Origin of the sequence: Nocardia sp. NPDC058480 (genome assembly GCF_042720495.1) — a bacterium.
Lineage (GTDB): Bacteria > Actinomycetota > Actinomycetes > Mycobacteriales > Mycobacteriaceae > Nocardia.
In genome coordinates this window covers 444684-467130 of sequence record NZ_JBHXMN010000004.1, presented here as the reverse complement: position 1 = coordinate 467130, position 22447 = coordinate 444684, and the positions used below count along the sequence as shown (strand labels likewise).

General features: G+C 68.7%; 22 protein-coding genes. 9 read left to right on the top strand and 13 right to left on the bottom strand.

Annotation, left to right across the window (positions count from 1 at the left end):
* Nucleotides 1–31: 31 nt before the first annotated feature.
* The 8 genes from ACFWO8_RS13875 to ACFWO8_RS13840 form a co-directional block, all read right to left on the bottom strand.
* On the bottom strand, nt 32–907 hold the full coding sequence (locus tag ACFWO8_RS13875; RefSeq protein ID WP_378949780.1) for an NAD(P)-dependent oxidoreductase: 876 nt from the start codon (nt 905–907) through the stop codon (nt 32–34).
* Between the two features lie 247 nt (nt 908–1154).
* Nucleotides 1155–1988 carry an NAD(P)-dependent oxidoreductase gene (locus ACFWO8_RS13870; protein WP_378949621.1) on the bottom strand — a complete coding sequence of 278 codons (834 nt, stop codon included), beginning with the start codon at nt 1986–1988 and terminating at the stop codon, nt 1155–1157.
* The gene (locus ACFWO8_RS13865; protein WP_378949618.1) at nt 1988–2521 is read right to left on the bottom strand and encodes a DoxX family protein; all 534 of its coding nucleotides are present in this window, start codon (nt 2519–2521) and stop codon (nt 1988–1990) included. Before ACFWO8_RS13865 ends, ACFWO8_RS13870 begins: the two co-directional genes overlap by 1 nt.
* Nucleotides 2522–2526: 5 nt before the next feature.
* Nucleotides 2527–3486: an alpha/beta hydrolase gene (locus tag ACFWO8_RS13860; protein WP_378949615.1), complete on the bottom strand. Its 960-nt coding sequence runs from the start codon at nt 3484–3486 to the stop codon at nt 2527–2529.
* Between the two features lie 25 nt (nt 3487–3511).
* Nucleotides 3512–5173, bottom strand: coding sequence for an OB-fold domain-containing protein (locus tag ACFWO8_RS13855; protein ID WP_378949612.1), 1662 nt, complete (start codon nt 5171–5173; stop codon nt 3512–3514).
* A 51-nt stretch (nt 5174–5224) separates the two neighbouring features.
* A complete protein-coding gene (locus ACFWO8_RS13850) occupies nt 5225–5422 on the bottom strand; it encodes a ferredoxin (RefSeq protein ID WP_378949609.1) in 198 nt (65 codons plus the stop codon).
* Between the two features lie 14 nt (nt 5423–5436).
* Entirely contained in the window at nt 5437–6297 is an 861-nt protein-coding gene (locus tag ACFWO8_RS13845; protein ID WP_378949606.1) for a mycofactocin-coupled SDR family oxidoreductase, read from the bottom strand.
* Nucleotides 6298–6328: 31 nt separating this feature from the next.
* On the bottom strand, nt 6329–7036 hold the full coding sequence (locus tag ACFWO8_RS13840) for an SDR family NAD(P)-dependent oxidoreductase (protein WP_378949603.1): 708 nt from the start codon (nt 7034–7036) through the stop codon (nt 6329–6331).
* Nucleotides 7037–7244: 208 nt separating this feature from the next.
* Between ACFWO8_RS13840 and ACFWO8_RS13835 the strand changes: the two genes are divergently transcribed.
* Genes ACFWO8_RS13835 through ACFWO8_RS13820 form a run of 4 tightly spaced genes read left to right on the top strand, consistent with a single transcriptional unit; the run spans nt 7245 to nt 12266 of the window.
* Nucleotides 7245–8711, top strand: coding sequence for an aldehyde dehydrogenase family protein (locus tag ACFWO8_RS13835; RefSeq protein WP_378949600.1), 1467 nt, complete (start codon nt 7245–7247; stop codon nt 8709–8711).
* On the top strand, nt 8708–9916 hold the full coding sequence (locus ACFWO8_RS13830) for a CaiB/BaiF CoA transferase family protein (protein WP_378949597.1): 1209 nt from the start codon (nt 8708–8710) through the stop codon (nt 9914–9916). The genes ACFWO8_RS13835 and ACFWO8_RS13830 overlap by 4 nt, the downstream gene beginning before the upstream one ends.
* A gap of 20 nt (nt 9917–9936) precedes the next feature.
* The gene (locus ACFWO8_RS13825) at nt 9937–11109 is read left to right on the top strand and encodes an OB-fold domain-containing protein (protein ID WP_378949594.1); all 1173 of its coding nucleotides are present in this window, start codon (nt 9937–9939) and stop codon (nt 11107–11109) included.
* Nucleotides 11106–12266 (top strand): thiolase family protein, encoded by a 1161-nt coding sequence (locus ACFWO8_RS13820; protein ID WP_378949591.1) that lies wholly within the window; start codon nt 11106–11108, stop codon nt 12264–12266. Before ACFWO8_RS13825 ends, ACFWO8_RS13820 begins: the two co-directional genes overlap by 4 nt.
* 58 nt (nt 12267–12324) lie before the next feature.
* On the opposite strand, the gene ACFWO8_RS13815 is transcribed toward ACFWO8_RS13820, so the two are convergent.
* Together ACFWO8_RS13815 and ACFWO8_RS13810 are read right to left on the bottom strand one after the other, a co-directional pair.
* Entirely contained in the window at nt 12325–12627 is a 303-nt protein-coding gene (locus ACFWO8_RS13815; protein ID WP_378949586.1) for a hypothetical protein, read from the bottom strand.
* An 8-nt stretch (nt 12628–12635) separates the two neighbouring features.
* Nucleotides 12636–13892 (bottom strand): amidohydrolase family protein, encoded by a 1257-nt coding sequence (locus tag ACFWO8_RS13810; protein ID WP_378928231.1) that lies wholly within the window; start codon nt 13890–13892, stop codon nt 12636–12638.
* 385 nt (nt 13893–14277) lie between these two features.
* Between ACFWO8_RS13810 and ACFWO8_RS13805 the strand changes: the two genes are divergently transcribed.
* Complete coding sequence (locus ACFWO8_RS13805) at nt 14278–14493, top strand: hypothetical protein (protein WP_378949583.1); 216 nt, start codon at nt 14278–14280, stop codon at nt 14491–14493.
* A 122-nt stretch (nt 14494–14615) separates the two neighbouring features.
* The gene (locus tag ACFWO8_RS13800) at nt 14616–15146 is read left to right on the top strand and encodes a hypothetical protein (protein ID WP_378949580.1); all 531 of its coding nucleotides are present in this window, start codon (nt 14616–14618) and stop codon (nt 15144–15146) included.
* 212 nt (nt 15147–15358) lie between these two features.
* On the opposite strand, the gene ACFWO8_RS13795 is transcribed toward ACFWO8_RS13800, so the two are convergent.
* The 3 genes from ACFWO8_RS13795 to ACFWO8_RS13785 are packed head-to-tail and all read right to left on the bottom strand — an operon-like array spanning nt 15359 to nt 19575.
* On the bottom strand, nt 15359–16786 hold the full coding sequence (locus tag ACFWO8_RS13795) for a FadD3 family acyl-CoA ligase (RefSeq protein WP_378949577.1): 1428 nt from the start codon (nt 16784–16786) through the stop codon (nt 15359–15361).
* Nucleotides 16783–17979 (bottom strand): amidohydrolase family protein, encoded by a 1197-nt coding sequence (locus ACFWO8_RS13790; RefSeq protein WP_378949574.1) that lies wholly within the window; start codon nt 17977–17979, stop codon nt 16783–16785. The genes ACFWO8_RS13795 and ACFWO8_RS13790 overlap by 4 nt, the downstream gene beginning before the upstream one ends.
* Nucleotides 17980–18018: 39 nt before the next feature.
* A complete protein-coding gene (locus ACFWO8_RS13785) occupies nt 18019–19575 on the bottom strand; it encodes an AMP-binding protein (RefSeq protein ID WP_378949572.1) in 1557 nt (518 codons plus the stop codon).
* 342 nt (nt 19576–19917) lie between these two features.
* Here ACFWO8_RS13785 and ACFWO8_RS13780 point away from each other — a divergent pair, with 342 nt between their 5' ends.
* The 3 genes from ACFWO8_RS13780 (at nt 19918) to ACFWO8_RS13770 (ending at nt 22444) form a co-directional block, all read left to right on the top strand.
* Entirely contained in the window at nt 19918–20496 is a 579-nt protein-coding gene (locus ACFWO8_RS13780; protein ID WP_378949569.1) for a hypothetical protein, read from the top strand.
* A gap of 200 nt (nt 20497–20696) precedes the next feature.
* The gene (locus tag ACFWO8_RS13775; protein WP_378949566.1) at nt 20697–21590 is read left to right on the top strand and encodes an MlaE family ABC transporter permease; all 894 of its coding nucleotides are present in this window, start codon (nt 20697–20699) and stop codon (nt 21588–21590) included.
* On the top strand, nt 21590–22444 hold the full coding sequence (locus tag ACFWO8_RS13770) for an ABC transporter permease (RefSeq protein ID WP_378949562.1): 855 nt from the start codon (nt 21590–21592) through the stop codon (nt 22442–22444). Before ACFWO8_RS13775 ends, ACFWO8_RS13770 begins: the two co-directional genes overlap by 1 nt.
* The last annotated feature ends 3 nt before the right edge of the window (nt 22445–22447 follow it).

Sequence of the window (22447 nt, the reverse complement as noted above, 5' to 3'; positions counted from 1 at the left end):
GCTCAGGACGGGGTGATCGGCGCCGACGGTGTCAGACCGGCGCGGAGGGTGTCAGACCGGCGCGGATCGCGGCTTCGAGGAGGCCGAGGTCCGCGCCGAGTGCTGTGGCGACCTCGGTGGCGACCGCGATGTCCTTGCGCAGGAATTCGCCTGCGGTGGTGCGGAACTGGTCCACCGAGCCCCGGCCGGCGATCCGGGTGATCGCGTTGCCGCTGCTGCTCGCGTGGGGCAGCGCGGCCAGGAGGGCAGGCTCGGACAGGCCGAGGACGGTGCCCAGCCGCACCGCGTCGGCGACGAGGCCGATCTGCGCCGCGAACAGGACATTGTTGACGAGCTTCACGCGCTGACCGTCGCCGATCCCACCGACGTGCAGGACCGGATCGGCATAGGCGCCGAGAACTTCGGTCGCGCGGTGGGCATCGGCGCCGGACCCACCGAGGAAGACGGTGAGTGTGCCGGCGGCGATATCGTGCGGGCCGCCGCTCACCGGGGCGTCGACCACGCCGATAACCAGGTCGGCGGCCGCGGTCGCAATGGCCGCGGCGGTCTCCGGGCTGCCGGTGGTGTGCACGACGACGAGTGCGCCGGCGGGCAGATCAGTGAGAAGGGTTGCGCCCAAACAGATCTCGCGCACCTGGTCGTCGCTGAACACACAGACGATCAGCACTTCGGCATCGCGGGCCGCCTCGGCGACGGACGAGACAGGAGAAGCGCCGACAGCAGCCACCCCCGCGTGCGCCTCGGCAGTCCTCGCAACAGCCAGTACGGTGTGCCCAGCGCCGACGAGCCGGGCGATCATCGGTAGGCCCATCCGTCCCGCGCCCACGAATCCCACACGCATCCTGTTCTCCTTCTCGGTCGGTTGAGAGTCGATCGGGCAATAGGAGTTCCGGTGTCCTCCGCCCATGGCAGGCCGGGCTGGTCGGCCCATCGATCACCGCGCAATTGGTGAGACAGCGCGGTGATCGGCTGGACGGGTGTATCGGTCGCCCCGACGCCTGAGGTGGGTAGCCGGACAGGCGGCCCGGTCGATCACCGAACCGTCGGTGCGCCAGCAGGTGGGGTAGCCGGACAGACGACGCGGTCGATCATCGAATCGTCGGTGCGCGAGCAGGTGGGCAGCCGGTCAGGGGAGTCAGTTGACCACCGGGTCGTCAGCGCGGCAGTGCGGTGCGTTCCCGTTTCATCACTGTCAGGGCGGCATCGGCTGCGTCGAGTTCGATTCCCGGTTCCGCGTCCGCGGCGGCGGCGAGGGCGGCGAGCAGGCCGACATCCTTGCGCAGGAGGTCGCCCGCGCGTTCGGCCAAGCCGTCGAGGGTGCCGCCCGAGGCCACGACGCGGCCGAGCGCGAAGCTGTCGGCGGTTCCGTGGGTGATGACCTCCCCGAGCCGCGCGATATCGAGGCCGAGGTCGGCGCCGAGGCGCAGCGTGCCCTGTGCGGTGGCGAGATTCGCGGTGAAAAGCAGGTTGTTGAGCAGCTTGGCGAACTGTCCGGCGCCCACGTCGCCCAGGTGCACGATCGGGTTCGCGTAGGTCGCGAACACCGGCCGGGCGGCCTCGACCGCGTCGCCGGGCCCACCCACCATCACCAGCAACCGGCCATCGGCGGCGGCCGGACCACCGCCGCTCACCGGTGCGTCGACGACCGAGACACCCTGGCGCGCGGCGATTTCCGACAAGTGGCGGCAGGTGTCCGGATGCACGGTGGAGTGCACGGCCAGTACCGAGCCGGCGGCCATGCCCGCCAGCACGCCGTGCTCGCCGGTGACTACCTCGCGGACATCGGCGTCACCGACCACGCACACGCACACCAGGTCGGCGGCCGCACCGAGGGCAGCGGGGGAGTCGGCGGCACTCGCCGCGGTGTCGGCATAGGGCTCGAGCGAGGCAGACCTGCGCGCCCACAACGTGGTCGGGAAGCCGGCCTCGACGATGCGCCGCGCCATGGGCCCGCCCTGACTGCCCAATCCGATGAATCCGACGCGCATCAGCGCGCCTCCTCTCTGTCGACTTCCCTGTCGGCGACGTGCGCCGGTGCCGGGCGATAGAACGCCGCCAGCAAGCCGATGGTCGCGGCGACACCGAGTCCGAGTGCGAGCAGTCCGCCCGCCCAACCGGTGACGGTGCTGTCGAAGGCGTGATCGAGGGAGGCACGGCCGGGCCCGAGCGCGCCCAGCGCGATCGCCGCCACGGCGAGCACCAGGACGTACTCGTACCCCTCCTTGAACACGAAGAACCCGTTCTTCCGGTGCGCGAGCAGCCCGGCCACCAGCATGACGCCGACTACCGCGCCCGCGCCCAGTGGTGTGCCGAGCCCGAGCACCAGCAGCACGCCCGCGCCGATCTCGGTCACCACGCTGGCCCATGCCTGCAGCACACCGTTGCGCAGGCCGAGCCCGGTGAACCACCCGGCGGTACCGGCGATCTTTCCGCCGCCGAGCCAGTGGTTGACCCCGTGCGCGATCATGGTCGCGCCCACCACAACTCGCAGCAGGAGCAGGGCAGTATCGGTCGCGTCCATCGCATTCACCTCTCCGGCGGCACCGTGCCGCCGTCCAATTGTGGTGTAGGACCGGTGAACTCGCCGTGCTCGGCGGAGACCAGGCATTCCTCGGCGAAGGCGAGCAGACCCAGGTGATAGGCCGCGGCGGTATTGCCCACGCTGATGTTGTGCGCGGTGTTGGGCTGGAGGTTGAGCACGACCCGCGGCGCGGCGGTGAACAGCGCGCCCACCTCGGCCAGTGCGGCAACATCATTGCGCCAGACCCGCTCGTGATCGCCCGCGGAGAACCGCACCGGCACCCCGATTCCGGCGGCCAGCGCCGGGAAGACCTGGGTCGCCCAGTCGGCGACGGCTTCGGTCTCGGACGGCGGGGCAGGCACCGCGATCGACGCGCCGCGGCGCGCGTCGGCGGGATAGAGCCGCGGCGGATTCCAGATCAGGTCACCGACACCCGGCGGTCGCGGGGAATCGGGGCCGACAGTGCGCAGAATGCCCGCGCCGTCGGGGTGATAGCGGTAGCCGGTGCCGGCCAGCTCCACCCCGAGCAGATCGCTGAACCGGGAATCGCCCGCCATCCGCATCGCCAGCTCCGCGCCGGCCGAATGAGCGGTGAGGAACACCCCGGCACCGCGCGGGCGGTCACCCAGGATGGCCGCCACTGCCTCGAACATCAGGTCCACCCGGACCGCCGCCGGGATCAGCCGGTCGGCGAAGGGCGCGGAAGCGCCGTAGCCGGGGCGATCCGGTGCGAGCACGGTGTAGCCGAGCCGGTGCGCGGCCCGGATCAGCGACAGCTCGGGATGTCCGGGGCAGTCGAAGTAGGCCGAGGTCGTCGATCCGCCGTGCAGGGCGATGAGTGTCGCGCGCGGCGTGGGCGACTCGGCGAACAGCGCGGACACCGCGATGCCGTCGACCTCGGTGACGACGGTCGCGGGCGCGTCGTCGTCGCCGACGGCACGGAGTTCGGAGTGGGTGAGGGTCACGTCGTCTCGCTTTCCTTCGCGCTCGTCACCGGGCGCGCAGCAACATCGCACCGCCGGGGGTGAGCCCGCCGCTGGACACCACCGCGACCCGGGCGCCGGGCACCTGTCGTGGACCGGCATCGCCACGCAACTGCGCGATGGCCTCATGGAGCAGACCCATGCCGTGGGTGCGGCCGTGGGAGAGCTGCCCGCCGTGGGTATTCACCGGGATCAGCCCGTCGCGGGCGATGTTCTTGCCGCCGTCGAGGAAATCCGCGGCCTCGCCGATTCCGCAGAACCCGAGTGCCTCGATCCAGGACAGGCAGTTGAAGGTGAAGCCGTCGTAGAGTTCGGCCACGTCGACATCGCGCGGCCGTAGGTCGGTGCGTGTCCACAGGTGCGCGGCCGGGCCGAGGACCTGTGGTTCGTGGGTGAGCGTGCTCTGGTCCCATTCGATGCGCTCGACGATCTGGGTGCCGACCGCCTCGACGAACACCGGGGTGCTCGCCAGATCGGCGACGGTGTCGACCGCGGAGACGATCACCGCGACCGCGCCGTCGCACGGAACATCGCAGTCGTAGAGCCCGAACGGGCTGGTGACGGGGCGGGCCGCGAGATAGTCGTCCATGGTCATCGGGTCGCGGTAGACCGCGGTCGGGTCGAGTTCGGCGTTGGCGCGCTGGTTGAGCGCGATCCAGCCCAGAGTCTCGCGGGTGGTGCCGTAGTCGTGGAAGTGCCGCTGCGCCTTCTGCGCGAGGGTGTGCGCGGCGGAGGTGGCGCCGAAGGGGGTCAGCCAGCTGGCGGTGCGGCCTGCGCTCGCGGTGATCCGGCCCGCCTTCATGTGCTCGGCGAAGGTGGACTCCCAGACCGTGCGGAAACACAGCACGTGCCGTGCCAGCCCGGCGGCCACCGCGGTCATCGCGGCGATCACCGAACCACCGGGGCCAAAGGTCTCGATACCGCCGTTGTGCCAGGTCGGCCGGATGCCGAGCGCGGCTTCGAGCGCGGTCACCCCACCCTCGCCGAACCCGCCGAGATTGCCGCCACCGGGATAGGACGACAGCCCGTCGATATCGTCGAAGGTGAGTCCGGCGTCGGCGACCGCGCGTTCGCAGGCCGTCACGGTCAGCGACAGCGGCGGCACCATCAGCCTGCGGCCGATCTGCGACATCCCGATGCCGGTGAGCGCGACCCGGTCCTCGAACTTGTCGCTGCGCACCATCGGACGGATACGCGCGGCATAGGCGTCGGGAGCGATCTCGTCCACCGGCAGCGCGACCGGATCGCCCGCGACCGGGCGGAACAGCGGCAGCCACACGTCACCGTCGGGCTGGAAGGTCACCTCGACCGGCATGCCGAGTTCGAGCGAATCCGGTTCGGCCGCCACGATATTGGTGGTCAGCCGAACCCGGGTGTCCTCGACCGGCGCGACGGTGGCCACCACGTAGGGCGGGTCGAGGCCGGGCACGGCGAAGCGGTGGTTCACCGTGAACGCGATCAGCGTCGCGCGACCGGAGAGCTCACGGACCCCGAGTTCGTGACCGCGGCAGTAGCGGCACACCGGCTGCGGCGGGTGCAGCAGGGCGGCACAGGATCGGCACTCCTGCACCCGCAGGACACCGTCGGCGCCCGCGGTCCAGAAGAATTCGTTGTCCGGGCCGAGCTGCGGCAGCGGCCGCCCGGACGCGGGGGTGCTCTCCGCCGCCACAGGTTTCCTCCTCGATCAGATCTGCGCGCTGGCGCGATTCTGGGTGACGTTTTACTGTTCGGCCAGCGAGATCGCCCGCTCGGGGCACGAGTGCGCGGCTTCGCGCACCTGTTCCTGCTGATCGGCGGGCACCTGCTCGTCGACCGGTGCGGAATGGCCGTCGATATCACTGAGTTCGAACGCCTGCGGGGCGATCATGGCGCACAGCGTGTGCCCCTGGCAGCGCTGCGCATCGACCTGGACCTTCACGATGAATCTTCCTCTCAGATGTGGTACTCGTACCACTTCAGATAGCCGCCGCCGTCGACGCGCAGCTGCGTTCCGGTGATGAACCGCGACTCGTCCGACGCCAGGAACAGCACGGCGTCGCTGATGTCACGGGTCTCGACGAAGGGAATCGGCATCGCCTGCTGGACACCGAAAGCCGGCTCGGCGTCCGCGCGGGTCGGGTGCTCGAGATCGGGGCGGAACGAGCGGTACATCGGCTCGCTCTGCAACATCGGGGTGTCGCAGTTGGTCGGGTGGATCACGTTGGCGCGGATGCGCTGTGCCGCGATGTGCAGGGCCAGGTGGTGCACGTACTCCGAGAGGCCGCGCTTGGCGACGACGTAGGCGATGCCGCCCGGATCGCGGCCGGGCTGGTCGACCTTGGCGATATCCATCAGCGCCGCGACCGAGCCGGTCGCGATGATGGAGGCACCTTCGCGCAGATGCGGCAGTGCGGCCTGGATGGTGTTGATGACGCCGATCAGGTTGGTGTCGATGACATCGGACCAGGCCTGCCACTGCGGCGTGCCCTTCATCCCGGCGATGCCCGCCTGGGCGATCACGATGTCGAGGTGGCCGAATTCGGCGACGCCGTCGGCGACGACCGTCTTCAGGGCGGTGGCGTCGCGGACGTCGACCTGCCTGGTCAGGATCCGGCGCCCGGCCTTCTCCACCAGTCGCGCCGTCTCCTCGAGGTCCTCGGGCCGCGCGAGCGCGTAACCGATGGTGTCGATGTCGTGACAGATGTCCACGGCGATGATGTCGGCGCCCTCTTCGGCCAGCCGGACCGCGTGACTGCGGCCCTGGCCGCGTGCCGCTCCGGTGACGAAGGCGACTTTGCCTGCTACGCGTCCCATGGGAGTTCCTCTCGTTCGGGGTGTTCGATGCTCATGTGTTGCGTCCGCCGTTGACCCCGAAGATCTGCCCGGTGATGTAGGAGGCTTCCTCGGAGATCAGAAAGGCGCACGCCGCGGCGATGTCGGCCGGCGTGCCGACCCGGCGGACGGGCGTGCGCTGGATGTGGTCCTCGACGGTGCCGCCGAGGCGCTGTGCCTGTTCGTTCTTGCGCAGCATCGGGGTGTCGATGAACCCGGGCGGCACCGCGTTGACGGTGATGCCGGACGGACCCAGTTCCAGCGCAAGGGCTTTGGTGAGGCCGTTGACCGCCGACTTGGCCGCGACATAGTGCGCCATGAACGGCTGGCCCGAGTGCGTGCTCGATGAGGAGATGTTCACGATGCGGCCCCAGCCGGCCTCGACCATGTCCGGCAGCACGGCCTGGATGGTGTGGAAGACGCCGTGCAGGTTCACATCGATCACCCGCTGCCACTCCGCGAACGACAGCTTCCCGAAGCGTTTGAAGCCGTCCAGTCCGGCCGAGTTCACCAGCACCGCGATCGGGCCGAACTTCGCGCGGACCGCGTCGAGGGCGGCCGCGATCTGTTCGGGATCGGTGACATCGGCCCGGAAGGCGAAGTCGTCCTCGGTCGACGGGTTCAGATCCAGGGTGGCGACGTGGAACCCGTCGCCGCGCAACCGTTCGGCGATGCCGAGCCCGATCCCGGACGCGCCCCCGGTGACCACCGCTGTTTTCACAAGAATCTCCCTTCCGAATGCGAGAACCGTACTCTCGCTCGGATTCGAATAGCAAGGGCTGCGCCTGAATTCGCGCTTTCGATGGCGATGTCGGCGAATTGCGACGATTCGGTCGCCGATCCCTGCTACCGTCCGGCCTGTTGCATGTAGCATTCTCGATTGAGAGAATGAGATTTCCACGGGACGCGGGTCCCAGCTAGGAGGCGGGATGTCAACGCAGGAAGTGGCGGGCACGGTGACACGTCGATTGCTCGTCGACGGGCAGCTGCGCGAAACCGGGCAGACGCTCGCTTCGCTCGATCCCGCGACCGGCGAGGTGTACGGCTACGCGCCCGAAGCGACGGTGGCCGATGTGGACGATGCCGTCGCCGCCGCGCGCCGCGCGTTCGACGAGACCACCTGGGCGACCAATCCCCGGTTCCGTGCGCGCTGCCTGCGCCAGCTCTACCGCGCGCTGCGCGACAACGTCGAGGAACTGCGCGCGCTGACGATCGCCGAGGTCGGCGCGACGCGCGCACTGACCGCGGGCAATCAGCTCGAGACCCCGTTCGAGATCGTGCGCTACTACACCGACCTGCTCGACAGCTACGCCTTCACCGAGGACCTCGGCAATGTCGAGATCCGCGGGCAGCAGCATCACCGGTGGGTCGAGAAGGAAGCGGCCGGCGTGGTCGCCGCGATCGCCGCCTACAACTATCCGCACCAGCTCGCCCTGGCCAAGCTCGCGCCCGCGCTGGCCGCCGGCTGCACGGTGGTGCTCAAGGGCGCGCCGGACACCCCACTGACCACCCTGGCGCTGGGCGAGCTCATCGCCGAGCACACCGAGATCCCGGCCGGCGTGGTGAACGTCCTCGCGTCCTCCGACATCGAGGTGGGCAAGCGGATGACCACGCATCCGGACGTGGACGTGGTCACCTTCACCGGGTCGACGCCGGTGGGACGCCAGATCATGGCGGCCGCGAGCGCCACCCTCAAGAAGGTGTTCCTCGAGCTGGGCGGCAAGTCGGCGATGATCCTGCTCGACGACGCGGACTACACCCAGGCGGCGGTGTTCGCGGCGTTCAGCGTCGTCACCCACGCCGGGCAGGGCTGCGCGCTCACCACCCGGTTGCTGGTGCCCGCCGCCGATCACGACCGGGTCGCCGAGCTGGTCGCGGCCAACTTCGCCCATGTGCGCCATGGTGATCCGAACGAACCGACGACCTATATGGGACCGCTGATCAGCGCCACCCAGCGCGACAAGGTGCACGCGATGGTCGAGCGCGCGGTCGTGGCGGGCGCCACCCTGGTCACCGGCGGGAAGAAACTGGATCCCGGCTTCTTCTACGCACCGACCCTGCTGGCGAATGTCGACCCCGACAGCGAGATCGCCCAGGAGGAGGTGTTCGGCCCGGTGCTGGCGCTGATCCCGTACTCCGACGACGAGGAGGCGGTCCGCATCGCCAACAACTCGATCTACGGGCTGTCCGGCGCGGTCTTCAGCGCCGACGCCGACCGGGCAAAGGCGGTGGCGCGGCGGGTACGCACCGGCACCTTCAGCATCAACGGCGGCAACTACTTCCACCCCGACGCGCCGTTCGGCGGCTACAAGCAGTCCGGTATCGGCCGGGAGATGGGCGTGGCCGGGTTCGAGGAGTTCCTCGAGCACAAGACCCTCGCGGAAGTCCTCGCGTGAGCGGGCCGCTGACGGGCATCACGGTGCTCGAGGTCGCGATGTACGGGTTCGTGCCGTCGGCCGGGGCGGTGCTGTCGGACTGGGGCGCCGATGTGGTGAAGGTGGAGCACGCCAGCGGTGGCGATCCGCAGCGCGGGTTGCGCCGGGTGGGCGCCTTCACCGTCGAGGGCGACCCGAATCCCAATGTGGAGCACGCGAATCGGGGCAAGCGCAGTATCGGCGTCGACATGTCGGTGCCGGAGGGTCGTGAGGTGATCCTGGCACTGGCGAAGAACGCCGATGTGTTCCTCACCAGCTTCCTGCCGTCCGCGCGGACCAAGTTCGGCATCGACGTCGACGACATCCGCGCGGTCAACCCGGACATCGTCTACGCCAGGGGCAGTGCGCTCGGTCCCCGAGGTACCGAGTCCGTTCGCGGCGGGTACGACATGACCGCCTTCTGGTGCCGCGGCGGGATCGCCGCGACCATCACCCCGGAGGGCACCGAAGGGCTGATCCAGCCACCCGGCCCGGCCTTCGGCGACACCATCTCCGGGACCAACCTGGCCGGCGGGATCGCCGCCGCGCTGCTCAAACGCGAACGCACCGGCGAGACCTCGGTGGTCGACGTGTCACTACTCGGCAGCGGACTGTGGGCGCTCGGGCACACGATCGCGCTGTCGGCCTCCCAGCAGCAGCCGATGCGCGCGCCGCGACCGGGTGCCCACGGTGCGCCGACCAATCCGCTCTCTGGCCTTTACGCCACCTCCGACGATCGTTACCTGTCGTTCGTCATGTTGCAGCCCGCCAAGTTCTGGGCCGACGTGTGTCGCCACCTCGACCGGCCCGAGCTGGCCGATGACCCACGCTTCGCCGATGCTGCCTCGATCGCGGAGCACACCGCCGACGCGGTGGCGATCCTGCGCGAGGTGATCGGCGCGCGCACCCTCGCCGAGTGGACCGAACGGTTCGCCACGCTGGCGGGTCCCTGGGCGCCGGTACAGGATTCGGTCCAGCTGCTCGCCGACGCCCAGATCAGGGCGAACGACTATCTGCTGCCCGCAGGCGAGCTAGAGCTGGTCTCCAGCCCGGTGCAGTTCGACGTGGCGCCGCCGCAGTTGCGGCCCGGGCCGGAGTTCGCCGCGCAGACCGAGGAGATCCTGCTCGAACTGGGACTCGACTGGGATTGCATCATCACGCTCAAGACCGCGGGCGCGGTCACCTGAGTCGTCCGGAAGGAGCCGACATGCCGCATGTTGCGTCGATGGGGACGTATCTACCGTGTTGGGGGGACCGGCATCACCGTGTCGTCGGAGACGACGAAGACGCGGTCACCCTCGCGGTGGAGGCAGGCCGGGCCGCGCTCGTCGGCGGCGAACCGGTGGAACGGGTAGTGCTGGTCAGCCGCGATCTGCCACTGGTGGAGAGCAGCAACACCGCGGTGCTGCTGGCCGGGCTCGGTCTCGACCCCGAGCTCGAGGTGACCGAGCGGCTCGGTGGCGCCCCGGCCACCCTGGACGCGCTGAGTTCGGCCCGGCCGCGCACGTTGGTGATCGGCGTCGATCTCGAGCCCGCCGGTGCGGCCGCCGCGTGGATCTCCGACCGCAACGGTACGCAGGTGCGCACCACGGCCCGGGTCGCGCGCAGTCTGCCGGTGCGGACCCGCCATGCCGACGGTGTCCACGACTACGGCGATCCCCGGCTGCTGCGCGAGCGCGGTCTGGTGGCGTCGCTGTCGGCGGCCTGGCTCGACACTCCGGTCGCGGTCGCGGGGGTGGAGCACAAACAGGCGGCCGCGCTGTGCGGGACGCCACCGCAGCTGCCGACCACCGGCGCGTCCTCGGCGCTGTTCGCGCTGGCCGCGATGGCGGAGTGGGACACGGCCGGGCTGCTGGTGGGGGTGGAGCAGGCGAGTTTGTCCGGTGTCACGGTGGTGCCGGGGCCGCTGTCGCTGCGGCGGCTCGAGCCGCCCGCCCGCCCGCCGCTGGACGGGATCGTCGAACCCGGGACAGATCTGCCGCTCTCGCTGGCCGCCTACGAGCGCGCCTTCGAAGCCAAGGTGCGCTGGGAGGCGGGCCGGCACGAGGGCACCGACGAACTGGACTTCCCCCCGCGCTATCGGCTGGGCGAGGACGGCAGCCTCGCCACCACCTACACCCTGGTGCCGCTGCCGCGCACCGGCACCGTCTACGCCGCCACCACCGTGCGCATGCCGGTGCCCGGCCAGAAGAGCCCGTACACGCTGGTGATCGTCGAACTCGACGACATCGGCGTGCGCGCACTGGCGAAGGTGACCGGCGCCGACGCGGGCACCGCCGGGATCGGGGTGCGTGGCCGAATGGTGTTGCGCCGGGTGGCGATACGTTCGGGCGTGCCGGACTACGGATACGCGTTCGAGCCGGAAAGGGAAACGGTATGAGAAGAGTCGCCGTCGTCGGCGCGGGGATGACCCCGTTCGCCGAACACTTCGCCTTCGGCCTGAGCGATCTGCTGCCGATGGCCTTCGCCGAATGCGCCGCCTCCGTCGACAAGGGCCTACACATCGGCGACATCGAGGCCGCCTGGTTCGGCGCGTTGCGGACCACCGACGGGTTCCCGTCCGGGATCCTCGCCGAAGCGCTCGGCCTGCCCGACCTGCCGGTGACCCATATCGAGAACTCGTGCGCCACCGGCAACGACGCGGTGCGTAATGCCTTGTACGCCATCGCTTCCGGTGCGGTGGACGTCGCGCTGGTGATCGGCGCGGACAAGCTACGCGAGACCGCGGAGAAGGACATGCTCCGCGAATGGGAATCGATGACCAGGCATCGCGCCTGGGACTACGAGCTGGGCTTGTTCGCGCCCGCGGGCTTCGCCCTGCACGTGAGCCGCTACCTGCACGAGTCGCCGGCCACCCGCGAGCACCTGGCCATGGTGGCGGTGAAGAACCACCGGCATGGTGCGCGCAATCCCAAGGTGCGCTTGCCTTTCGAGATCACCATGGAGCAGGCGCTGCAGGCACCGATCGTGGCCGACCCGTTCGGCGTCTACGACTGCGCGCCGCAGAGCGACGGTGCCGCGGCGCTGGTGCTCGTCGCCGAGGACGTGGTCGACCGCTACACCGACGCGCCGGTGTGGGTGCGCGGGGTGGGGCTGGGACTGGACTCGATCATGGTGCAGCACAGACCGGATCTGACCACCTTCCCGGCCACCCTGCGCGCGGCCCGTCGCGCGTTCACGATGGCCGGTCTCAGTCCGGCCGACATCGACGTGGCCGAGGTGCACGACTACTTCACCGGCATCGAGCTGATGAGTTACGAGGATCTCGGCTTCGCCGAGAAATTCGAGGCCCACAAGCTCGTCGAGACCGGGGCGACCTCGGTCGGTGGTGCGCTGCCGGTCAATCCCAGCGGTGGTCTCAAAACCAAGGGGCACCCGCCCGGCGCCACCGGCATCGCCCAGTGCGTGGAGCTGTTCGAGCAATTGCGCGGTAGCGCGGTGAACCAGGTCGACGGCGCGCGTTTCGGGTTGGCGCACAACCTGGGTGGGCCGACCGCGGTCGCCGCGGTGACGATTCTCGAGGGCCCTGCCCGCTGAGTCCGGCGCGACACACGAGAGCCCGGTCCCCGCAGCGGGGACCGGGCTCTCGTGCTGGTCAGAGGGAGTGCCAAACCGTGAGCCGGGTGCGGGCGGAGTCGGCCGCCGCCGACACGGTCATCCGTCCGTCCGCGGCGCGGGCACCGAGTTCGGCGAGCACAGTGGACGGTTCGCCGTCGAGCACGAACACCGACAGGTAGCGTGCTTCGTCCGGTCCGCCCCTGGCCAACTTGTGCCTTTCGCACGAGGCCACGCCGGGAATGGTGAGCATCTCCGGGATGTGCACGTCGGTGTACCAGCGGTTGTACTCCTCGTCCATCCCGTCGTGCGGGGTGGCGAAAACCATCAGTCGAGCGGTCATGGCCGTCCTCAGCCGTGCAGGCGGGTATAGGCGGCCGCGTAGTCGGCGCGCGAGCGGGTGGAGACATCCACGTCGGTGGCGGTGGCGCGCAGCGCGCCCACGGTGGCCCGCTCGCGCGGGATGTGCCCGAACGGATTCCAGTTGAAGTGCCTGCAGGCGTTCTCCCAGGTGATCTTGTGGATGTCGTCGTCGTCGGCACCCGCGGCCAGGAGTTCCTCGAGTACGAACTCCGGCGCGTTGGGCCAGATCGAATCCGAGTGCGGGTAGTCGCATTCCCACGCGATGTTGTCGATGCCGATGTCGTGGCGGAACTTCAGCGCGGTCCGGTCGGTGACATAGCAGGCGAGCACGTGCTCGCGGAAGACGTCGCTGGGCATCTTGCCGCCGAAGTCGCGGCGCAGCCAGCGCTGGTTGGTGTAGTGCCGGTCCGAGCGGTCCAGGAAGAACGGGATCCAGCCGACACCGCCCTCGGACAGTGCGACCTTCAGCTTCGGGAACTGCCGGAAAGCCGGTCCCCACAGCAGATCCTGGGCCGCGATCAGCGAAATGCTCGGCGCCAGCACCATGAGGTTGTCGATCGGTGCGTCCGGGGCAAGGCGCAGCACGCCGAAGCCCTGGCCGATGTGCAGGTTCATCACGGTGTCGTTGTCCTGCAGCGCATGGAACACCGGCGCCCAGTAGTCGATGTCGTGATAGCTGGGCAGACCGTCGATGTGCGGCAGCTCGGGCATGGTCACCGAGTGGCAGCCGCGGGCGGCGAGGCGTTCGATCTCGGCGACCGCCAGCTGCGGATCCCACATGGGCAGAATGCCGATCGGGATGAAGCGGCCCGGATAGGCGCCCGCCCAGTCCTCGAGGTGCCAGTCGTTGTAGGCCGAGATCATCGCGACGGTGATCTCGTCCTGGCCGCCGCGGCTCAGATGACCCGCGCTGAAACCGGTGAAGGTGGGGAAACACATGGAGGTGAGCACCCCGTTGGCGTCCATGTCGCGCACGCGATCGTGCACGTTGTAGACAGCGGGGCGCATCTCCGCGTAACCGGCCGGGTCGCGGCCCCACTCCTCGGCCGGCCAGGTGACGACGGCGTTGAGTCCGGCGACGCCGGTCGGCCGATCCCGGTAGATCCAGTGGTCGATGCCCTTCTCGTCGGCGACCACCCGGGGTGCGTAGTCGGCCCATTTGCGGGGGACGTGGTGGTCGAACATGTCGAGTGGCTCGACCACATGGTCGTCGATGCTCACGAGTATCAGGTCGTCGGTATTCACGGGGCTCCTCGCTCTGTCAGGTGCTGCGCCGGGATCGCACGATCGAAATAGGCGACCCACCTGGCGAGAATGGAATTCTCGCAACGGGAAAAGCATACCGCACAAGAAGGGTGGTCGGACTCAAAGGTGGGGAGGATCAGAGGGTTGGTAATGGCCTTTTTGCGGCACGGATAGGGAACATGGTCGACAAGAATGGCATTCTCATATGGAGATTGCATGACCGTTCGCCGGTATCTGTCCGGCGCGGGTTCGGTGCCGCTCGAGCTGCCGGTGCGTGATGCCGGCTCGGTTGACGAGGGAAACACGCGCTGTCCGCATTCCGGTAGTTTGCCAAGAGTTGTCCAGTACGGTGAGCTCGTTCATCCGATGACAGTTGGGAATCGAAATGCGCAAATGTCTCGCTACCGTCGCAGTCGCCGGCACTCTGACCGCGGGAGCCGTGCTCACCGGCGCTGGAGCCGCAGGGGCTACGCCTGCGCCGCCCTCGCCGCAGTGCTCCCTGGTCTCTTGGCCGCTGGTAGTGCTGATCGAGGTCACCGGCGGCACGTCGAGCCCGCTGCTTCCACTGGCCGATTCCATCCAGGCGGCTGTCTGCCCGTGACTCCCTGCTGTCCGCGACCGAAGCGTGCGATGCCGGTCGCGGACAATACGCTGCGCCAGCGAACGCAGCGCTAACCCTCGCAGTAGTGGAAACTCCACGTCTGCTTCGAAAGGTATGACCAGATGAAGCGTTTACTGATCGCGGTCGCGGGTGCGGCCATGATTTGCGGTCTTGGGGCATGTTCGAACGATTCGGACCCGGCGCCGGCGACGAGCAGCACCAGCACGCCGGCGACGACGACCTCGACGACCGCCCCCGCGGGCTCGACGACGGCGCCCGTGCAGCCCACCACCGGCGGGCGTGGCGCCGACGGCTCCACCGGCAACAATCTGTCCTCTGAATACTGTGCCAAGAACCAGGATCCTGGATGCCCGGCGGGCTCCTACATCGGCCCGAACGCCATCCCGAGCCCCAACGGCGACGGCACCTGGGTGCCCTGTGAGGGCACTGTGTGCACCAACCCCAACCACGGGGCGGGCCCCGACGGCACCGTCCCGCCAGTCGAGCCCACCACCACGGTCCCGCCCGCCACCACCACCCAGCCCGCCGCCGAGCGAGTCGAGGGCGCTCCCTGCGAAGGCGACGGCCGTTGGGTCCATCTCGAGGGCGGCAACGCCGACCACTACGGCACCGAATGGCTCTGTCAGCACTGAATCCGGCAGCGGCGGCGAGATCCTGTGTCAGCAGTGCCGCGCCCGCCATGACCGACCGTGATGAATTGCGTCGGTCATGGCGGGGCTCACCGGGCGGCGGCGCGCAGCGGGGTGAGCTTCTTGTTGAAGAGCGTGTCGGACCGGGATGTGCACCCTGACAGTTCCGGTGGGCGGTGTGCTCGCGGCCGAAGTCGGTGGTCTCGCGGAGGCGGTCAGGTCAGCTGGTCCTTCATCACCTTCCCGGTCGCGTTGAGCGGCAAGGCATCCAGGAATCGCACCGAACGCGGCACCTTGTAGCCCGCCATCCGGTCGCGGCTCCAGGCGATGAGTTCATCCTCGGTGACCTCGGCCTTCGCCACCACGTACGCCCGGCCCACCTGGCCGAGACGCTCGTCGGGTACCCCGACCACCGCGGCCTGGGTGACCGCGGGATGTTCGAGCAGGAAGCCTTCGATCTCCGCGGGGTAGGCGTTGAATCCGCCGACGATGAACATGTCCTTCTTCCGTCCGACGATGCGTAGCCTGCCGTCGATGTCGAGCTCGCCGAGATCGCCGGTGTGCAGCCACCCGTCCGGATCGATGGTCGCGGCCGTCGCGTCGGGATCGTCGAGATAGCCCAGCATGACCGAGTATCCGCGCACGAGGACCTCGCTGTCCTCGGCGATCCTGACCTCGACCCCGTCGCAGGGTTGCCCGACGGTGGTCGCGATCTGCTCGAAGCTGTCACCGGGCCGGGAGGCGGTGGCCGTGCCCGCTTCGGTGAGGCCGTAGCCGGTCATGATGGACCGGAACGGCAACTCCTGGGCGATCCGGCGGATGAGCTCCACCGGGATGTCGGCGGCACCGGTCACCGCCGCGCGCAGCGAGGACAGATCGCGGGAGCCTTTCGCTTCCAGCAGTGCGTGATACAGGGTGGGCGGTCCGGGCAGCATCGTCACCCGTTCGCGTTCCACCAAGTCCAGGACGGTCTCGACATCGAAGACCGGCACCGGCAGGACGGTCGCGCCGCGGATGAGCGCGGCCACCAGTCCCGCCTTGTAGCCGAAGGTGTGGAAGAACGGGTTGACGATCAGATAGCGGTCGCCCTGGCGTAAATCGGCCAGGTCGCACCACTCCGCGTAGAGCCGCAGGGTCTGCCGGTGGTTCATCGTGACGCCCTTGGGCCGTCCGGTGGTCCCCGAGGTGAAGATGATGTCGGCGACATCGGTTCCCGCGACGGCACATTCGAACGGCTCGCCCGAATCGAGGAACCCGGATTTCAGATCGAACACCGGCACCTCGGTGACACCGGTGTAGTCGGTTCCGAGGAACCCCTGCTCCACCAGGACTGCCTTCGCCCCGCTGCGCCGGATGACATCGGCCGCTTCGCCTGCCTTGAACCGCGTATTCACCGGCACCAGCACGGCGCCCGCGGTGAGCACGCCGAACGCCGCGATCATCCACTCCGCGGAGTTGGGCGCCCACAGCGCGACCCGGTCGCCCTTGCCGATACCCGCGGCCGCGAGTGCCCCCGCGGCCCGGCGTACCCGGGCCGCGAGTTCGGTGAAGCTCAGGCGCAGTGCGCCGTCGACGACCGCTTCGGCGTCTCCGAAGCGGTCGGCGGCGCTCGTCACCAGCTGCGGGAGGGTTTCCCAGCTCATACCTTCAGCAACCGTGCGAGGTTGCCGCCCATGATCTTGGCTTGGTTGGCCATGGGCATGTCCTTGATCTCGTGGATATAGCGGGCGGGCTCGGCCAGCCCCTCCGGATGCGGCCAGTCCGAACCGAACAGCACATGATCGGCGCCCATCACATCGGAGAGCCGCACCAGGTCTTCCTCCCAGAACGGGCTGACGTAGAGGCTCTGCTTGATGGCCTCGATCGGGTCGCGGAAGCCGAAGCCCTCCGGCGCCTTCTTGTAGACATCGGAGAGCTGCCCCAGCAGCGGCTCGAGCCAGGCCGAACCGTTCTCGATGACCGCGATCTTCAAGTCGGGGAACCGATTCAGCGCACCGTGACACACCCAAGAGGCGACCGCGTCGGTGACCGGCCGCCACTGATTGGTCATCGCGAAGGTGTTGGTCTGGAACGGCAGCATCTCCAGGCTGTTGCCCTCCCACTCGGCATCGAAGCGGGAGTAGCCGCTGTCGGAGGAGTGCATGGTGACGAGCACGTCGAGTTCGACGACCCGCTTCCAGAACGGATCGAACTCCGGCATCGCGAACGAGCGCATCCCCTTGAACCCGGGCACCGGGGCAGGCCGGACCAGGATCGCCTTGGCGCCGTGTTCGACGACCGCCCAGTTCAGCTCCTCGATCGCCTTCTCGACGATCGGCAGCGTGATCACCGGAACGGTGAAGATCCGGCCCGAATGCACGAAACTGCCGTCCTGGCCCCAGTCTTCGAGCATCCACTGGTTGAGTGAGTGGACCACCGCGTGGATCAGCTCGGGGTGGTGGCGCATGCGCTCCTCGACCAGGCTGGCCAGTGTCGGGAACATCAGCGCGCGCTGCAGCTGCAGGTCGTCCATGACCTGCAGCCGGGCCACGGGATCGCGGAAGGCGTCGATCGCCTTCATCGACTTGCCGAAGATCTCGCGCCGGCTCTTGCCCTCGGGATTGCCGTGCTTGAAGTAGTCCTCCATGGCGCCGGGGCGCGCGACCACATCGAAGGTCGGGTTCGGGATGTACTCGCTGATCTGGCCGAGTACCGCGATCTTGGTGCGGCCGTTGATCTCGACGTACTGGATGGCGCCCTCGTACTGCTTGGGCAGATACCGGGTGAGCGCTTCCTTGGTTTCGTAGAGATGGTTGTCCGCGTCGAAGAGCTGATAAGGCAGCTCGATCTTCGTCATGTGGATCCTCCTTACCGATTTATGAGAATCATATTCTCTTCAGGATTGAACGGCAATATCCTCGTGTTGAGTGGCCAGATCGCGGCGCACCACGAACTTCTGGACCTTGCCGCTGGCGGTGCGTGGGAAATCGGCGACGACGTGCACCTCTTCGGGCCACTTCTGCTTGGCCATCCCGGCCGCGGCGAAGTGCGTTCGCAGCTGGTCGAGGGTGGGGTCGACGTGTCCGGGCAATAGCCGCAGGACCGCGGCGGTCCGCTCGCCGAGCCGGGGATCGGGCACCGCGACGGCGATCGCCTCGGCGACACCGGGCAGCCCGAGCAGAACCTCTTCGACTTCGAGCGCGCTGATGTTCTCGCCGCCGCGGATGATCATGTCCGACTTGCGGTCGGTGATGGTGAGATAGCCGTCGTCGTCGAGCACGCCGATGTCGCCGGTGTGGTACCAGCCGTCGGCGTCGAACGCGGCGGCGGTGAGGTCGGGGTCGGTGTAGCCCAGGCACAGATCCGGTCCGCGGCTGAGGATCTCGCCGTCGTCGGCCAGGCGGAGCTCCACGCCGGGCAGGGCGTTGCCGTCGGTGAAGAGCCGCTTGTCCGTCGGCGCGGTGTGGCGCGATCCGGTGATCGACGGGTGTTCGGTGCTGCCGTAGGAGCGGTAGACGGTGATCCCGGCGTCGTCCAGGCGCCGGGTGAGCGCGGCAGGCACGGCGGCGCCGCCGAGCCCGGCATAGCGCAGGTACGGCAGGTGCGCCTCGGTCCAGTCCGGATGATCGAGCAGGCTGGTGACGTAATACGGCACGCCGCCGCCGATCGCGAGCCGCTCACCGGTCATCAGCGCGAGAATCCGCGCCGGATCCCACACGTCGACCAGGTTGATCGGCGCCCGGTCAAGGACCGGGATGAGGAAGGCGTTGACCATGCCGATGAAGTGACCGACCGGCGCCGCGGTGATCTGGTCACCGCGGTCGGCGGGGTAGATCCCGGCCAGCTGCCGCGTCTCGTGACCGAGCGTGTGATGGCTGTGGACCACGCCTTTGGGGGCCCGGGTGGTGCCGGAGGTGAAGGCGATCAGCGCGGGGCGCTCCGGATCGACCGGCAGCACGCCCGGCAGGGGCGCGTCATCGAGCAATTCCTCGAAGTCGCGGCCGACGACGCCGGTGACGGGCACCTCGCGATAGACCTCCGGCGCGAACTCCAGGCTGCCGAATCGGTCGGCGGTGACGAAGACATCGGGCCGCACCGTCTCGAGGATGTGGGTCAGTTCCCGTCGGCCGTAGAAGTGCACCACCGGGACGACGGTCGCGCCGAGGAACGCCGAGGCCCAGAACACGGCCGCGGCCTCCATCCAGTTCGGTAGCTGGAAGGCGACGACATCGCCCGGGCCGACCCCGCGCCGGTGCAGGCCTGCCGCGAGCCGTCGGGCGAGGTGTTCCACCTCGGCGACGGTGCCCGACCACGGCCGGGTGGCGGAATGGACCCGGAAGGGCGTTTCGGGCGCGGCGCGAAGTCCTTCGCTCAGTAGATCGCCGAGTGTCTGGGAGGTCCACCAGCCCTGTTCGCGGTAGCGGCGGGCCAAGTCGGGTGGGATCGTGCGCATCGGCGACTCCTTCGTCGGCGGGCCGAGCAGGGGGCGGCACGGCGAGCATATGATTCTCATTCAAAGAGAATCATATTTGCGGGAGTGCGTTCAAGTACGCGGATCGGATACGCGGCACCATCGGTCGCCACCCGCTTCCGAGGCTCCTGCGTCAATGTGATTTAGATCACACTATGTGGTTCTTCGAGAACCTTCCTCGCGCTGGTGAGAATCAAATTACGGTGTGTTCGGCAGTTGCGTTCCGCGGGTTCGGTGACACTGCGCAGCCCAGCTCGGGCGCCCACCGGGGAGACTCGCAACGGACCGTTTCGGCTTCTCGCGTGCGAAAACGGGGACGAAGATATGGCGACTGGTCAGGGTGTTCATTCGGTCATTCGGTGGCGCGCACACGCGCACCGGCACCCCCTACGGCACCGGCTGGCCGTGGTCGGGCCGAATTCCGCCGACATCGTCCGGCACGCGGGTGGCTGGCTGTTCGACCGGGCGGCCGCGGGGTGGGAGGTGACCGCGCTGGTCGCCGATCCCGAGAATGTCGGCCCGCTGCAGATTCTCGGTGCCACTGTGCTGGATCTGCGCCAGTCGCTGTCGGTCTCGCGGCACGACCTCTGGCCGACCGCCGTCGCCGTCTCGGTCCGTAGCTATCTCGCCGAACCTCAGGTGCGCGAGGGCGTGCTCGACTGTCTGGACCGAGGTCTGACGGAGGTCGCCGTGTGGGGCGACGATCTGCCCGCTGAACTGGAAGAGCGGGTCGGCGTGTCGTGTCATCGGGTGAGTGTTGCCGCCCGGGCCTTCAAGTCCTGTGCCCTGACCGCGGCCGGATTGCCCGGTGCGACTGTGCCGCCGGTGGAATCCTTCCGGTCCGGGACTCTGCTGCCGCCCTCGTTCCGCGGGGAGATGCGCGACCTCGTTCCTCTGGGGTAGTCGATCGCCGACGTCATATGGATGGCGTCGGCACCGTCATGTCTTCGTCCGGCGCCACGCCCTTTTGTGCGCCGGCGTGCTTCGATGGCGGTCTAGGAGAATGTAATTCTCTCAAATGGGTTGTTTGACTCTTGACGTGAGCGCGAGACGTAGCTCACGATGGAGAAGTTCATTTCCGGGAGCAACCCGAAAGATCACCTATGACGATCCCCCGCGAAGCTGCGGTCCGGGACAGCCCGCAGGGCGAGGCCCGTCTCTCGCAGACGAAGCCGGCTACCCGGGAGATCTCCGCCTGGTGGCGTGGCTATCTGCGGCGGCACCCGGTGGCCGCGCTGGAGACCGTCGGCGGGCAGTTCGTGCTCGGTGTTTATGCCGTGCAGTACCTCGTCGTCGACATCGTTACCGGTCGTTTCGCCTTCGGCGAGTTCGTCCGGCAGTCGGCGTTCATGTCCTCGGCGGCGGTGCTGCCCACCATCTTCGTCTCACTCCCGATCGGGGTGACGCTGTCCATCCAGTTCGGTCTGCTCGCTGGTCAGGTGGGCGCGACCTCGCTGGCCGGTGCGGCCAGTGGGCTCGCGGTGATCCGTCAGGGCGCGCCGATGGTGGCCGCGCTGTTGATGGCCTCGGCGGTGGGGTCGGCGATCTGCGCCGACCTGGGCTCGCGCAAGATCCGCGACGAACTCGACGCGATGGAGGTCATGGGCGTCTCGGTCGTGCGGCGCCTGGTGGTTCCCCGGGTCGCCGCGGCGGTGCTGGTCGGCGTCTCGCTCACCGGGGTCGTGTGCTTCGTCGGCTTCCTGGCCGGCTACCTGTTCAATGTCTTCGCCCAGAACGGCGCGCCGGGCAGTTTCGTCGCTACCTTCGCCTCGTTCGCCACCGTCGGCGACCTGTGGCTGACGCTGGTCAAGGCGGTGGTCTACGGGATGATCGTCGCGGTGGTGGCCTGTGAGAAAGGGCTGCACACCGAAGGCGGTCCGGCCGGGGTCGCCAACTCCGTCAACTCGACGGTGGTCTCCTCGATTCTGCTGCTGATGCTGGTGAATGTCGTGTTCACACAGCTGTTCATGATCCTGTTCCCGCGGCAGGGTCTGTGATGGCGACACCGTATCGCCCGCTGGGTACCCGCACCATCGCGCGGCTGTCGCGGCAAGCGGGCATCTCGGTCATGCGGCTAGGGCACATGCTCACCTTCCTGCTGCGCGCGTTGTTCTCCATTCCGGTGATGCTGCGGCACTACCGGACCGAGTTCCTGCGCATCCTGTCCGACATCACCTGGGGCAACGGCTCGATCGTGGTGGGCGGCGGTACCGCCGGGGTGATCATCGTGCTCGGTGCGGCGGGCGGGGCGATCGTCGGGCTGGAGGGCTACAACGCCCTGCACTTGCTCGGGATGGAACCGACCATCGGCTTGATCGCCTCCACGGCCTCGACCAGAGAGCTCGCGCCGATCATGGCCTCGCTGGCCTTCGCGGCGCAGGCGGGCTGCCGGTTCACCGCCCAGCTGGGCGCGATGGGCATCGCCGAGGAGATCGACGCGATGGAGTCGATGGCCATCCGGTCGGTGCCCTACCTGGTGAGCACCCGGCTGCTGGCGTCGATGGTGGCGATCGTGCCGCTGTATCTGGTCTGCCTGGCCGCCAACTACCTGGCCGTGCAGGTCGTCGTCGGGATGTCGGGCGGGCTCTCGGCGGGCACCTACGAGCACTATTTCCAGCTCGTGCTCAACGGTCCCGACATCGCGTACTCCCTGGGGAAGGCCGTCGTCTTCGTGATCATCACCTCGACCGTGCAGTGCTACTACGGCTACTACGCCGCGGGCGGACCACAGGGCGTCGGCATCGCCGCCGGACGCGCGATGCGCGCGGCGATCTCGTTGATGATCATTGTCAATCTGCTGCTCACGGTGGCGATCTGGGGCATCGGCGCCAGTGCACGGCTGGGTGGGTGAGCG

What these genes read in the sequence shown, in the direction of transcription:
- ACFWO8_RS13875 (WP_378949780.1), bottom strand. Translation starts at nt 907, where the DNA reads ATGGGCGGAGGACACCGGAACTCCTATTGCCCGATCGACTCTCAACCG.
- ACFWO8_RS13870 (WP_378949621.1), bottom strand. Translation starts at nt 1,988, where the DNA reads ATGCGCGTCGGATTCATCGGATTGGGCAGTCAGGGCGGGCCCATGGCG.
- ACFWO8_RS13865 (WP_378949618.1), bottom strand. Translation starts at nt 2,521, where the DNA reads ATGGACGCGACCGATACTGCCCTGCTCCTGCTGCGAGTTGTGGTGGGC.
- ACFWO8_RS13845 (WP_378949606.1), bottom strand. Translation starts at nt 6,297, where the DNA reads ATGGGACGCGTAGCAGGCAAAGTCGCCTTCGTCACCGGAGCGGCACGC.
- ACFWO8_RS13835 (WP_378949600.1), top strand. Translation starts at nt 7,245, where the DNA reads ATGTCAACGCAGGAAGTGGCGGGCACGGTGACACGTCGATTGCTCGTC.
- ACFWO8_RS13825 (WP_378949594.1), top strand. Translation starts at nt 9,937, where the DNA reads ATGCCGCATGTTGCGTCGATGGGGACGTATCTACCGTGTTGGGGGGAC.
- ACFWO8_RS13820 (WP_378949591.1), top strand. Translation starts at nt 11,106, where the DNA reads ATGAGAAGAGTCGCCGTCGTCGGCGCGGGGATGACCCCGTTCGCCGAA.
- ACFWO8_RS13815 (WP_378949586.1), bottom strand. Translation starts at nt 12,627, where the DNA reads ATGACCGCTCGACTGATGGTTTTCGCCACCCCGCACGACGGGATGGAC.
- ACFWO8_RS13805 (WP_378949583.1), top strand. Translation starts at nt 14,278, where the DNA reads ATGCGCAAATGTCTCGCTACCGTCGCAGTCGCCGGCACTCTGACCGCG.
- ACFWO8_RS13800 (WP_378949580.1), top strand. Translation starts at nt 14,616, where the DNA reads ATGAAGCGTTTACTGATCGCGGTCGCGGGTGCGGCCATGATTTGCGGT.
- ACFWO8_RS13795 (WP_378949577.1), bottom strand. Translation starts at nt 16,786, where the DNA reads ATGAGCTGGGAAACCCTCCCGCAGCTGGTGACGAGCGCCGCCGACCGC.
- ACFWO8_RS13790 (WP_378949574.1), bottom strand. Translation starts at nt 17,979, where the DNA reads ATGACGAAGATCGAGCTGCCTTATCAGCTCTTCGACGCGGACAACCAT.
- ACFWO8_RS13785 (WP_378949572.1), bottom strand. Translation starts at nt 19,575, where the DNA reads ATGCGCACGATCCCACCCGACTTGGCCCGCCGCTACCGCGAACAGGGC.
- ACFWO8_RS13780 (WP_378949569.1), top strand. Translation starts at nt 19,918, where the DNA reads ATGGCGACTGGTCAGGGTGTTCATTCGGTCATTCGGTGGCGCGCACAC.
- ACFWO8_RS13775 (WP_378949566.1), top strand. Translation starts at nt 20,697, where the DNA reads ATGACGATCCCCCGCGAAGCTGCGGTCCGGGACAGCCCGCAGGGCGAG.
- ACFWO8_RS13770 (WP_378949562.1), top strand. Translation starts at nt 21,590, where the DNA reads ATGGCGACACCGTATCGCCCGCTGGGTACCCGCACCATCGCGCGGCTG.